Below are 13,100 nucleotides of genomic sequence, written 5' to 3' on the forward strand. Positions count from 1 at the left end.
TCAGCTTCGGAGGACCCCGTGCCGGTCTACCTGGACCACGCCGCCACCACGCCGATGCGCCCGGAGGCGATCGCCGCCTACACCGAGGCCATGGGCGTCGTCGGCAACCCCTCCAGCATCCACAGCCAGGGGCAGCAGGCGCGGCGGATGCTCGAGGAGGCGCGCGAGCGGGTCGCGGCGACGCTCGGGGCCGACCCGATCGAGGTCGTCTTCACCTCGGGCGGCACCGAGGCGATCAACCTCGCGATCAAGGGGATGTTCTGGGCGCGCAACGACGGCGTGTCGCGCCCCCGCATCCTCGTTCCCGGGGGCGAGCACCACGCCACGGTGGACACGGTGGAGTGGCTGGAGCGCGCGGAAGGGGCGCAGCCGTCCTGGCTGCCGCTCGACGCGGACGGGCGGATCGTCGTGCCGGGTCACGTGCCGGCGGACGCGGCGCTGCTGACGTTCCTCTCGGTCAACAACGAGGTCGGGACGGTTCAGCCCGTCGAGGCGCTCGCCGCGGTGGCGCGGGATGCGGGCGTCCCGGTGCACGTCGACGCGGTCGCCGCCTACGGGCACCTGCCGATCGATTTCGCGGCCCTCGGGGTGGATGCGCTGAGCGTCTCGGCCCACAAGATCGGCGGGCCGGTCGGTATCGGCGCCCTCGTGCTGAGCCGTACATCCACCGTTGTTCCGCTCATCCACGGCGGCGGCCAGCAGCGCCAGGTGCGCAGCGGGACGCAGGACGTGGCGGCGGCGGTGGCGTTCGCCGTCGCGGCGCAGGCCGCGGCCGCGGAACTGTCCGTGGAGACCGCGCGAGTGTCCGCGTTGCGCGACCGGCTGATCCGCGGCGTGCGCGCAGCGGTGCCGGAAGCGGTGCTGTCCGGGCCGGAGCCGGGGCCGGAACGTGTGGCGGGGAACGCGCACTTCGTGTTCCCCGGCGCGCAGGGCGATTCGCTGCTGTTCCTGCTCGACATGGCGGGCGTGTCCGTCTCGACGGGGTCGGCGTGCCAGGCGGGCATCCCGGAGCCGTCGCACGTGCTGCTCGCGATGGGCCGCGGCGAGGACGAGGCGCGCGGGGCACTGCGGTTCACGCTGGGCCGCACCTCCACCGAGGCCGACGTGGATGCGCTGCTCGCGGCGCTGCCCGCCGCCTACGAGCAGGCGTCGCGCGCCGGCCTCGCCGAGCGCGCGCCGCGCCTGGGGCGCTAGCGCCCGCGCATTCGGCACGAATGTCGCCTCTCGCGCCTCCTGAGCCGGCATTCGGCACGAATGTCGCAGGGACGGTGGGCGGGCATTCGGCACGAATGTCGCCTCTCCCGCGTCCTGAGCCTGCATTCGGCACGAATGTCGCCCCGCGGAGCGTGCGGCGAGCGCCGGGTAGAATCGCGGGGTGAAGGTTCTGGCGGCGATGAGCGGGGGGGTGGACTCCGCGGTGGCGGCGGCGCGCGCCGTCGAGGCGGGGCACGACGTCGTCGGAGTGCACCTGGCGCTCTCGCGCATGCCGGGGACGCTGCGCACCGGCAGCCGCGGCTGCTGCACGATCGAGGACTCGATGGATGCCCAGCGCGCGGCGAACATCATCGGCATCCCGTACTACGTGTGGGACTTCTCCGAGCGCTTCAAGCTCGACGTCGTCGACGACTTCATCGCCGAGTACTCCGCCGGACGCACCCCCAACCCGTGCATGCGCTGCAACGAGCGCATCAAGTTCGCGGCGCTGCTCGAGAAGGCGCTCGACCTCGGGTTCGACGCCGTCTGCACCGGGCACTACGCGGCGATCGTCACGGACGCCGAGGGCAATCGCGAGCTGCACCGGGCCAGCGCCTGGGCGAAGGACCAGTCGTACGTTCTGGGCGTGCTGACCTCCGAGCAGCTGGCTCACGCGATGTTCCCGCTGGGCGCGACGCCGTCCAAGGCGGAGGTGCGCGCCGAGGCGGCCGCGCGCGGCCTGAGTGTCGCGAACAAGCCCGACTCGCACGACATCTGCTTCATCCCGGACGGCGACACCCGCGGCTGGCTGGCCGAGCGGGTCGGCACGGCGACCGGCGACATCGTGGACCGCGAAGGCAACCGCCTCGGCACCCACGAGGGCGCGCACGCGTACACCGTGGGGCAGCGCAAGGGACTGAACGTGGGATACCCGTCGCCGGATGGACGCCCGCGGTTCGTGCTGGAGGTGCGGCCGAAGGAGAACGAGGTCGTGGTGGGTCCGCGGGAGGCGCTCGACATCGCCGAGATCGCCGGTTCGCGTTTCACCTGGGCCGGCCTTCCTCCCGCGCAGCCGGAGACTCCGTTCGCGTGCGAGGTGCAGATCCGCGCCCACGCGGATCCGGTGCCCGCGGTGGCGCAGGTGCGCGACGGCGAGCTGGTCGTTCGGCCGGATGTGCCGCTGAACGGGGTCGCGCCCGGTCAGACGGCGGTCGTCTACGTCGGCACCCGCGTGCTCGGCCAGACCACGATCGACCGCACGGTCTCCGCCGTCCCGGTCTGACCTCCCGAGGGCCGCTGCACCGCGCAACGCACCGCGCACTGCACCGCGCACTGCGCGCGAACTCCTGCCTGCCCACGAGCCGCTCCGGCCTCTAGGCTCCGAGCATGCCGGTTGAGAAGGCGATCCGACTGAGGCGCGAGGCATGGGGCTTCGCCATCGGCTCGCTGTTCTTCCTCGTCGGCGCCGTCCCGGCCTACCAGCTCGCCGTCGGCGCGGTCGCGACCGATCTCACCTTCTTCGTCGGTGCGCTCTTCTTCACGGCCGCTGCGTTCATTCAGCTCGCCCTGAGCGGCCGGCGACCGCCCCGCACCGGCGGCAGCAGGCCGGACCGGTACGACTGGTGGGCGGCCGCCGTGCAGTTCCTCGGCACCCTGTTCTTCAACGTCAGCACGACCGAGGCGCTGATCGTCGCGGCGAACAGTTCCGCGCGGGTCGGCGACGGCTGGCGGCCTGACGCGTTCGGGTCCATCTGCTTCCTCATCGCCAGCGGCCTCGCCGTCGCGGCGACCGTCGACCGGGAGCGGCTCTGGGACCCGCGGGCGCGCACCTGGCACGGCACCTGGCTGAACCTGTTCGGGTCGGTGCTCTTCGCCCTGTCCGCCGTCGGCGCGTACACGATCCCGGACAGCGGGGACCCGGTCAGCCTGCTCTGGGCGAACCTGGGCACGTTCCTCGGCGCCGCCTGCTTCCTCGTGGCGGCGGTGCTCAGCCGGAGGTCGATCCCGGTGCGGGTGCGGACGGCCTGACCTCCCGGCGTCGGGGGTCCCGAATAAGCTTGAGGATGTGGCGATCGAGACGACGACCGACGACCAGTCCGCCGACGCGCGGGCCGAGGCGCAGCAGCTGACGACGCGCATCCTGGAGTTGCGCGACGCGTACTACGAGCGCGACACGGTGCTCGTCAGCGACGAGGAGTACGACCGCATGATGCGGCGCCTCGAAGAGCTGGAGCGGCTGCATCCCGAAGTGCAGTCGCAGGACAGCCCCACCCAGACCGTCGGCGGCCGGGCGCAGACGACGCTGTTCGCGCCGGTGGAGCACGCCGAGCGGATGCTGAGCCTCGACAACGTCTTCTCGCTGGAGGAGTTCGAAGCGTGGGCGGCGCGCGTGGAGCGCGACGCCGGCCGTCGCGTCGACTACCTCTGCGAGCTGAAGATCGACGGCCTCGCCATCAACCTCCGCTACGAGAACGGCGTGCTGGTCTCGGCCGCGACCCGGGGCGACGGGGTCGTGGGGGAGGACGTGACGGAGAACATCCGCTGGATCCCCGCCATCCCGAACCGGCTGGCCACCGACGAGCCGCCCGCGCTCGTCGAGGTCCGCGGCGAGGTGTTCTTCCCGGTCGCGGAGTTCGAGGAGCTGAACGCGCACCAGCAGGAGGCGGGCGAGCGCGTGTTCGCGAACGCGCGCAACGCGGCCAGCGGTTCGCTCCGGCAGAAGGCCGAGGGCAAGAACCCGGCGCAGCTCGAGCTGATGCGCAACCGGCTGCGCCGCCTGCACATGCTGGTGCACGGAATCGGGGCATGGCAGAACCCGCCGGTCGACGCGCAGTCGAAGATCTACGAGCTGCTGAAGGGCTGGGGGCTCCCGACCTCCACGCACTACCGGGTTGTCGATGACGTCAAGAAGGTCGACGAGTTCATCGAGTACTACGGCGCGCACCGCGGGGCGGTCGAGCACGAGATCGACGGCATCGTCATCAAGGTGGACGAGCTGGCGCTGCACGACGAGCTCGGCGCCACCAGCCGTGCACCCCGCTGGGCCATCGCCTACAAGTACCCGCCGGAGCAGGTGAACACGAAGCTTCTCGACATCGTCGTCAGCGTGGGCCGCACCGGTCGCGCGACGCCGTTCGCGGTGATGGAGAAGGTGCGGGTCGCCGGTTCGGAGGTTCGCCAGGCCACCCTGCACAACCAGGAGGTCGTGAAGGCCAAGGGCGTGCTGATCGGCGACACCGTGGTGCTGCGCAAGGCCGGTGACGTGATCCCGGAGGTGCTGGGCCCGGTGGTCGAGCTCCGCGACGGTACTGAGCGCGAGTTCGTCATGCCCGAGAACTGCCCGGAGTGCGGCACCAAGCTCGCGCCGGCGAAAGAGGGCGACATCGACCTGCGCTGCCCGAACGCCGAGTTCTGCCCGGCCCAGGTGCGCGGGCGCGTCGAGCACATCGGCTCCCGCGGCGCCCTCGACATCGAGGCCCTCGGGGAGGTCGCGGCCGCCGCGCTGACGCAGCCGCGGTTCCCGGAGACGCCGCCGCTCCCGACCGAGGCGGGGCTGTTCGGGCTGACCCTGGCCGACCTGTTCCCGATCGAGGTCGTAGTGCGGGATTCGGAGACGGGCCTGCCGAAACTGACCGACTCGGGGGAGGAGAAGGTAGACACCCCGTTCCGCCGTCGGCGGCAGAAGAAGGACGGGCCGTTCGAGCCGGACGGCGAAGTCTTCGCCGGGAACGAGCTGTACGTCCCCTCGAAGAGCGCTGTCGAGCTGTTGAGCAATCTCTCGACGGCGCGGGAGAAGCCGCTGTGGCGCATCCTGGTCGCGCTGAACATCCGGCACGTGGGGCCGGTGGCGGCGCGTGCCCTCGCCAACCACTTCGGGTCGCTCGACGCGGTCCGGTCCGCGTCGCGCGATGAGCTGGCCGCGGTGGATGGTGTCGGCGGCATCATCGCGGACGCCGTGCTGGCCTGGTTCGAGGTGGACTGGCACCGCGAGATCGTGGAGAGATGGGCGGCGGACGGCGTGCAGTTCGCGACGCCCGGCCACCCGGGACCGGGTCATGCCGACGAGGCCGGGGGAGTGCTCGCCGGCCTGACCGTCGTGGCCACCGGCTCGCTCGACGGCTACACGCGCGAGGGTGCCCAGGAGGCGATCATCGCGGCCGGCGGCAAGGCGGCATCCAGCGTGTCCAAGAAGACGGACTTCGTCGCCGCCGGACCGGGCGCGGGCTCCAAGCTGGCCAAGGCGGAGGAGCTCGGCGTGCGGGTGATCGATGCGGCTCAGTTCCGCATCCTGGTCGAGCAGGGGCCCGCAGCGCTCGACGCATGAGTCTCTCGGTCCGTCATCCTGTGGACAGGATTCGAATTCTCCCCCTGAATCGGGGGTAGAACGGCCCGCCGTCCGCCACCCATTCATGGGTAGAGTCAAGACGTGCGCTCCCCCGGGCGCACGCGCCGCACATGCATAGGGCTTAGCTCGCTCGCTCTCGGAGGGACCCGGACGGAGTGCTGGTCGGCTTTGCAGCTGTACTCACTGTTACCTCGGTAGTCTCCGGACTGACCGGGGTCTTCGTGCTGCCTGCGGATGCCGCTCCCGCGCCCTCGATGTCGATCACGGCGGCGGTGTCCTCCGCTCCTGCCGCGGTCTCCGGCTCGGTGTCCGACGTGCCGACGGCCCCCACGGGCGGTGGCGCATCCGCCTCGGTGCTCTCCGCCGTCAGCGGAATCGAGGCGTCGGCGCTGCCGTCGTTCATCGACGCCAACCGGGCGAAGCTCGAGAACCTGTTGAAGCAGCATCCGGCCCCCGCCGACGTGAGCAGGCTGTGGAAGCTCATCGACCCGGCCAAGCAGAAGATGCTCATCCAGGCGGCGCCGCACGTCGTGGGCAACCTCGAGGGGGTTCCGTACGACGTCCGCGGCCGCGCCAACACCATCGACCTCACGCAGACCATCTCGCGGGTGACGTCGACGCTGAAGTCCGAGCACGGCCGCACCGAGCGCGTCGCGCTCCAGCGCCAGCTGAAGACGCTGGACAACGTCTCGAAGTCCCTCTCGAAGCACGACGGGGTGAAGCGGACGCTGGTCTCGCTCGACCCGTCGCCCGACGCCAAAGCGGCCATCGTCGTCGGCGACCTCAGCACGGCGCACTACGTCAGCGTGCTGGTGCCGGGCATGTACATGTCGGTCGGCGAGCAGATCGAGGCCTGGGCGAAGGTGGCACAGGAGCAGTACGACCTGCAGACCGGCTTCCTGCGCCGGGTGCTGGGCCCGCGCGGCAACGGCGGCGCTCCCGGCGTGGCCGTCGTCGCCTGGATCGGCTACCAGACGCCCGTCCTCACCAACATCGGCGGCACGGCGCTCGCCACCCAGGGCGCCGATAGCCTGGAGCGCACGCTGGAGGGCATCCGCGCCCTCCGTGGAGCCGATCAGCCGTACCTGAGCCTCTTCGCCCACTCCTACGGCTCCACCGCCGCCTTGATGGCTCTCGAACGGCATTCGGTGTCGGTGGATGCGCTCGCGCTGATGGGCTCGCCGGGAAGCGCCGCGCAGTCGGTCGCCGGGCTGTCGGTCACCGGCGGCAACGTCTTCGTCGGCGAGGCGCCGCTCGATCCGATCGTCGACAGCGCCTTCTTCGGGAGCGACCCCGGGTCGCCGGCCTACGGCGCCCAGCGGATGGGCGTGGACGGCGCCACGGACCCCCTCACCGGCGCCTCGCTCTCCGGATCGTCCGGTCACAACGAGTACTTCACCGCGGGCACGGAGTGCATGCGCAACCTCGCGATGATCGGCATCGACCGCGGCGATCTCGTCCTCACGGGCGGTGGATCGGGCGGCTCGACCGTTCAGACCGCTTCCGCCCGCTGAGCCTGGCCCCAGGGCGCCGGAGCCGGTGTCGGCGCCGCGTCCCATAATGGAGGGGATGCGACAGGACGACGACCGGAGCGCTCAGCAGGGTGCCGGGCACGACGACGTCGCCGACGACGCTGCGGCGCGTGGCGCTGCGACGGGTGACGCTGCGGCGGGTGGCGCTGCGGCGCGCGGCGCCAGCCGTAGAGCGTTCCTGAAGGGCGCGGGTCTCGTCGCGGCGGGCGCCGTCGCGGGCGGCGCGGCCGGGGGCGCTGCGGGCGCCTCGTTCGGCGCGGCCGCCGGCTCGTCGTCGCCGACGGCGGACGAGTCCGGCGAGGAGTACCCGCCGCTGCCCCCGCGCGGCGGCGGACCGGGCTTCGATCACCTCGTCGTGCTCATGTACGAGAACCGTTCCTTCGACAACCTGCTCGGCCGCCTCTACGACGAGGACACGCTGCCGAGGGGCGCCCGGTTCGAGGGTCTCGCCTTCGGCGACTACAGCAACCCGGACCCGGCCGGCGGCCCCGACATCCCGGCCCACGTGTACCAGGGGACGACGGACTTCGTGATGCGGCAGCCGTCGCCCGACCCGGGCGAGGTCTACCCTCGGGTCAATACGCAGCTCTACGAGGTCGTCGACCCGCCGTCGAACGCCGACGAGCGGCTGCGTGAGCTGCAGCCGCCCTACAACGCGCCGAAACCGGGCGCGCGCCCGACCATGCGCGGATTCGTCCGCGACTACGTCGGCGTGCTGCGCAAGGACACCGGCCGCGAGCCCGCGCTCGACGACTACCGCCGGGTGATGGGCGGGTTCAGCCCGGACATGCTGCCGGTCTTCTCCACGTTGGCCCGCCAGTTCGCCGTGTACGACGACTGGCACTGCGCCGTCCCGTCACAGACGTTCTGCAACCGCTCGTTCTTCAACGCGTCCACCTCGCACGGCTACGTCGACAACGGCGGGGCGGAGGGCCTGCGCAAGTGGTTCGACCCGAAGAACGACGCGCCCACGATCTTCAACCGCTTGGAGGAGGCGGGGCGCAGCTGGCGCGTCTACTACGACGACCGCCAGCTCATCTCGCTGACCGGCTTCATCCACGCTCCCGCCCTGCAGCCGTACTGGAAGTCGCACTTCCGCACGATGTCGCAGTTCTACGTGGATGTGGCGGAGGGCACCCTCCCGGACTACGCGTTCGTCGAGCCGCGGCTGCTCTACGACCACAACGACATGCACCCGCCGGGCGGCCCGATGACCGCCGCGGACGTCGACGGCGGCGAGGTCGTCGGCGGGGCGATCTCCGACGTCCGGGCCGGCGACCTGCTGCTGCACCGCGTGTACTCGGCCATCCGCTCCTCCCGCAGTGCGACCGGCTCGAACGCGCTCAACACGATGCTGCTGGTCACCTTCGACGAGCACGGCGGCACGTACGACCATGTGCCGCCGGGGCCGGCGACGCCGCCCGACGACAGCGGACCGGGGGAGAACGGCTTCGCGTTCGACCGGCTCGGCGTCCGCGTACCGGCGATCGCGATCTCGGCCTACACCGAGCGCAACACGATCATCCACGAGGAGATGCACCACGCCGCGGCGATCGCGACGCTGTGCCGGAAGTTCCGGATGAAGCACCTCACCGAGCGTGATCGGGGCGCACACACCATCGACAATGCGATCAACCGCACCACCCCGCGGCAGCCCGGCACGTGGCCGGACACGCATCCGCAGTACCTGCCCGCGAACCCGGAGGCGGACGCGCCCGCGCCCGAGGACGAGGACCGGCCGCTCAGCCCGCCCGGCGTGGGCCTCGTCGGCCTCCTCATGGCCCGCTACGGCGAGCCCGGCGCATCCGTGCCGCGCACCTACAAGGAGGCGTACCAGGCCGTGGCCCGGCTGGGACACGGACTGTTCGGCTCGTCCTAGAGTCCTCGCCCTAGAATCGATACGGCGGCCTCGCGATCGCGAGCGCGCCCCCATCTCACCGAATCCCACGGAGACGCACCTTGTCTGAAACCAGCGCAGGCGACATCAGCGCCGAACAGGTCGCGCACCTGGCGAACCTCGCCAGGATCGACCTCAGCCCGGAAGAGCTCGAGAGCCTCACGAAGGAGCTCGGCCAGATCGTCGAGTCCGTCGCCAAGGTCCAGGAGGTGGCAGGGCCCGACGTGCCCGCGACCAGCCACCCGCTGCCGCTCACGAACGTCTTCCGCAGCGACGAGGTGCGCCCGTCGCTGACCGTCGAGCAGGCGCTGTCCGGCGCCCCGGCCCGTGAGGGCGACCGCTTCAAGGTCGCGACCATCCTGGACGAGGAGTAACGCCCGATGACCGACCTCACCCGTCTCGCCGCCTCCGAGCTGGCGACCCGCCTCGCCGCCGGCGAGGTCTCCTCCGTGGAGGCCGTCCGCGCGCACCTCGACCGCATCGAGTCCGTCGACGCCGATGTGCACGCCTTCCTCCACGTCGCGGGCGACGCCGCGCTGCGCACCGCCGCCGACATCGACTCCCGCCGGGCGGCGGGCGAGCCGCTCGGCCCGCTCGCCGGCGTCCCGATCGCGATCAAGGACGTGCTCGCCACGCAGGACATGCCGTCCACCGCCGGGTCGAAGATCCTCGAGGGCTGGCTGCCGCCGTACGACGCGACCGTCGTCCGCAAGCTGCGCGAGGCCGACCTCGTGCCGCTCGGCAAGACCAACATGGACGAGTTCGCGATGGGCTCCTCCACCGAGCACTCCGCCTACGGCCCGACGCGCAACCCGTGGGACCTCGAGCGCATCCCGGGCGGCTCCGGCGGCGGCTCGGCCGCTGCGGTGTCCGCGTTCGAGGCGCCGCTGGCCCTCGGCTCCGACACCGGCGGCTCGATCCGCCAGCCCGCCGCCGTGACCGGATCGGTCGGCGTGAAGCCGACCTACGGCGGCGTCAGCCGGTACGGCGCGATCGCGCTGGCCAGCTCGCTCGACCAGGTCGGGCCGGTGTCCCGCTCGGTGCTGGACGCGGGCCTCCTGCACGACGTGATCGCCGGGCACGACCCGTTCGACTCGACGTCGCTCTCGGACACCTGGCCGTCGATGGCCGACGCCGCGCGCGCCGGCTTCCGCGACGGAGCCCTCTCCGGCGTCCGTGTCGGCGTCATCCGCGAGATCGCGGGCGACGGCTTCCAGGCCGGGGTGAAGCAGCGCTTCGACGAGGCGCTGGCCCTGCTGGAGTCCGCCGGCGCCGAGATCGTCGAGGTGAGCGCCCCCAGCTTCGAGTACGCCGTGTCGGCCTACTACCTGATCCTGCCGGCCGAGGCGTCCAGCAACCTGGCGCGCTTCGACTCGGTCCGCTTCGGCCTCCGCGTCGACCCCTCCGACCCGCCGGTCACGGTCGAGCGAGTCATGGCGGCCACGCGCGACGCGGGCTTCGGCCCCGAGGTCAAGCGCCGCATCATCCTCGGCACCTACGCGCTGAGCGCCGGCTACTACGACGCCTACTACGGCAGCGCCCAGAAGGTGCGCACGCTCATCCAGCGCGACTTCCAGGCCGCCTTCGAGAGGGTGGATGTGCTGGTCAGCCCGAGCGCGCCCACCACCGCGTTCAAGCTGGGCGAGAAGATCGACGACCCGATGGCGATGTACCTCAACGACATCACCACCATCCCGGCGAACCTCGCCGGGGTCCCGGGCATGGGCCTGCCGATCGGGCTCGCGCCCGAGGACGGCCTGCCCGTCGGCATGCAGCTGATGGCGCCCGCCCGCGCGGACGCCCGCCTCTACACCTACGGCGCGGCGCTGGAGCGCCTGCTGGAGGAGAAGTGGGGCGGCACGCTGCTCAGCCAGGCGCCCGATCTGAGCGCCACCGAGATGTTCGCGAGCGAAGAGGGAGCGGTCTGATGGCGAACGCCACCGCGCAGAAGCTGATGGACTACGACAAGGCTCTGGAGCTGTTCGAGCCGGTCCTCGGATTCGAGGTCCACGTCGAGCTGAACACGAAGACCAAGATGTTCTGCGGCTGCGCCAACGAGTTCGGCTCCGGCGCCAACACGAACACCTGCCCGACCTGCCTCGGCCTCCCGGGCGGCATGCCGCAGGTGAACGAGAAGGCGATCGAGTCGAGCATCCGCCTCGGTCTCGCCCTCGGCTGCGACATCGCCGAGTCGAGCCGGTTCGCGCGCAAGAACTACTTCTACCCGGATCTCGCGAAGGACTTCCAGACCTCGCAGTACGACGAGCCCATCGCCCACGACGGCGCGATCACGATCGAGCTGGAGAACGGACGCGAGCTCACCATCGAGATCGAGCGCGCGCACATGGAGGAGGACGCGGGCAAGCTGACGCACGTCGGCGGCGCCACCGGCCGCATCCAGGGCGCCGACTACTCGCTGGTCGACTTCAACCGCGGCGGCGTGCCGCTGGTCGAGATCGTCACCAAGATCATCGAGGGCGCCGAGGCGGACGCTCCGGAGGTGGGCCGCACCTACGTGCGCGCCATCCGCGACATCGTGAAGGCGCTCGGCGTCTCCAACGCGCGCATGGAGGAGGGCAACGTCCGCTGCGATGCGAACGTCTCGCTCCGCCGCCGCGGCTCGACGGAGCTCGGAACCCGCACCGAGACCAAGAACGTCAACTCGCTGCGTTCCATCGAGCGCGCCGTGCGGTACGAGATCCAGCGCCAGGCGGCGATCCTCGACGCCGGCGGCACGATCGTGCAGGAGACCAGGCACTGGCACGAGGACACCGGCACCACCAGCGCCGGCCGCCCGAAGTCGGACGCCGACGACTACCGGTACTTCCCGGAACCCGACCTCGTGCCGGTGGCCCCGAGCCGGGAGTGGGTCGAGGAGCTGCGTGGCACGCTGCCCGAGCAGCCGTCGCTGCGCCGCAAGCGGCTGACCGCCGAGTGGGGCTTCACCGCCCTCGAGTTCCAGGACGTCGCCAACGCCGACCTGCTCGACGAGGTGGAGGCGACCATCGCCGCCGGCGCGTCCCCTGCGGCCGCCCGCAAGTGGTGGACCGGCGAGATCGCCCGCCTGGCCAACGCGCAGAACGTCCCGGCCGGCACGCTCGTCAGCCCGCAGCACGTCGCCGAACTGGCCGCGCTGATCGACGCGGGCACGCTGACCGACCGTCTGGCCCGGCAGGTCCTGGAGGGTGTCATCGCCGGCGAGGGCAACCCGCAGCAGGTCGTCGACGCCCGCGGCCTCGCCGTGGTCTCCGACGACGGCGCCCTGATCGCGGCGATCGACAAGGCGCTGGCCTCCCAGCCGGACGTGCTCGCGAAGATCCGCGACGGCAAGGTCCAGGCCGCCGGTGCGGTCATCGGAGCCGTCATGAAGGCGATGCGCGGCCAGGCCGACGCGGCCCGCGTCCGCGAGCTGGTGCTGGAGCGCGCGAGCGCGACCCCCGCCGAGTAAAGAACAGCGGTCCGTCGTCGAACGGACGACGCGGGTGAGCGCGGCGCACGCCGTCGGGCTCACCCGCGCGTTCTTCGCCGACTCCCAGCCGGCGCGGGCAGAGTAGGCGCATGGGCGTCTTCACTCTCGGCGGGCTCACCACCGCCCCTGCATCCACCCGTCCCGACCTGCTCGCACCGTCCACGCTCGCGGCGCTCGACGCGCTGGGCCGGCTGGACGAGGTGGGCGTCGTGGAGATCGACCCCGACGTCTCGGACACGGCGGCGACGCGCGACCGGTTCGGCCTGCATCCCGCAGACCTCGCCAACTGCGTCGTCGTCGGCGGCAAGCGCGAGGGCGTCGAGCGGATCGCCGCCTGCGTCGTGCTCTCCACCACACGCGCCGACGTCAACAACACCGTGAAGCGGATGCTCGACGTGCGCAAGGCGTCCTTCCTCCCGATGGACCGCGCCGTGGAGCTGACCGGGATGGAGTACGGCGGCATCACCCCGATCGGGCTGCCCGACGGCTGGCCGGTGCTGGTGGACTCCCGCGTCGCCGAGCGTGACGTCCTCATCATCGGCTCGGGCGTCCGGCGCTCGAAGATCCTGCTGCCCGGGAGTCTCCTCGCCGACCTGCCCGGAGCGCAGCTGATCGACGGGCTCGGCCTGGAGGCGACCGTATGAGCGGGCCCGAGGAGCGTCC

At 71.7% G+C, this 13,100-nt stretch carries 10 protein-coding genes; all 10 read left to right on the top strand.

From position 1 onward, the window contains the following. Window positions 1-18 precede the first annotated feature (18 nt). The 10 genes from ACTJI1_RS18030 to ACTJI1_RS18075 all read left to right on the top strand — a co-directional run bounded on the left by ACTJI1_RS18030 (window position 19) and on the right by ACTJI1_RS18075 (window position 13,081). Complete coding sequence (locus tag ACTJI1_RS18030; RefSeq protein WP_440743693.1) at window positions 19-1,194, top strand: cysteine desulfurase family protein; 1,176 nt, start codon at window positions 19-21, stop codon at window positions 1,192-1,194. 181 nt (window positions 1,195-1,375) lie between these two features. Further along, complete coding sequence (mnmA, locus tag ACTJI1_RS18035; protein ID WP_440743694.1) at window positions 1,376-2,476, top strand: tRNA 2-thiouridine(34) synthase MnmA; 1,101 nt, start codon at window positions 1,376-1,378, stop codon at window positions 2,474-2,476. Between the two features lie 104 nt (window positions 2,477-2,580). Beyond that, window positions 2,581-3,222: a YrhK family protein gene (locus ACTJI1_RS18040; protein WP_310128893.1), complete on the top strand. Its 642-nt coding sequence runs from the start codon at window positions 2,581-2,583 to the stop codon at window positions 3,220-3,222. A 37-nt stretch (window positions 3,223-3,259) separates the two neighbouring features. Further along, window positions 3,260-5,518 (top strand): NAD-dependent DNA ligase LigA, encoded by a 2,259-nt coding sequence (gene ligA, locus ACTJI1_RS18045; RefSeq protein WP_440743695.1) that lies wholly within the window; start codon window positions 3,260-3,262, stop codon window positions 5,516-5,518. 275 nt (window positions 5,519-5,793) lie between these two features. Then, window positions 5,794-7,053: an alpha/beta hydrolase gene (locus ACTJI1_RS18050; RefSeq protein ID WP_440743696.1), complete on the top strand. Its 1,260-nt coding sequence runs from the start codon at window positions 5,794-5,796 to the stop codon at window positions 7,051-7,053. 55 nt (window positions 7,054-7,108) lie between these two features. Next, entirely contained in the window at window positions 7,109-8,950 is a 1,842-nt protein-coding gene (locus ACTJI1_RS18055) for an alkaline phosphatase family protein (RefSeq protein ID WP_440743697.1), read from the top strand. Between the two features lie 80 nt (window positions 8,951-9,030). Then, window positions 9,031-9,342, top strand: coding sequence for an Asp-tRNA(Asn)/Glu-tRNA(Gln) amidotransferase subunit GatC (gene gatC, locus ACTJI1_RS18060; RefSeq protein ID WP_440743698.1), 312 nt, complete (start codon window positions 9,031-9,033; stop codon window positions 9,340-9,342). A gap of 6 nt (window positions 9,343-9,348) precedes the next feature. After that, window positions 9,349-10,896: an Asp-tRNA(Asn)/Glu-tRNA(Gln) amidotransferase subunit GatA gene (gene gatA, locus ACTJI1_RS18065; protein WP_310128901.1), complete on the top strand. Its 1,548-nt coding sequence runs from the start codon at window positions 9,349-9,351 to the stop codon at window positions 10,894-10,896. Further along, window positions 10,896-12,416 (top strand): Asp-tRNA(Asn)/Glu-tRNA(Gln) amidotransferase subunit GatB, encoded by a 1,521-nt coding sequence (gatB, locus tag ACTJI1_RS18070; protein WP_440743699.1) that lies wholly within the window; start codon window positions 10,896-10,898, stop codon window positions 12,414-12,416. The genes gatA and gatB overlap by 1 nt, the downstream gene beginning before the upstream one ends. A gap of 110 nt (window positions 12,417-12,526) precedes the next feature. Further along, window positions 12,527-13,081, top strand: coding sequence for a YbaK/EbsC family protein (locus ACTJI1_RS18075; RefSeq protein WP_440743700.1), 555 nt, complete (start codon window positions 12,527-12,529; stop codon window positions 13,079-13,081). The last annotated feature ends 19 nt before the right edge of the window (window positions 13,082-13,100 follow it).

Origin of the sequence: Leifsonia sp. 22587 (assembly GCF_052044215.1) — a bacterium.
Classification (GTDB): Bacteria; Actinomycetota; Actinomycetes; order Actinomycetales; family Microbacteriaceae; genus Leifsonia; species Leifsonia shinshuensis_C.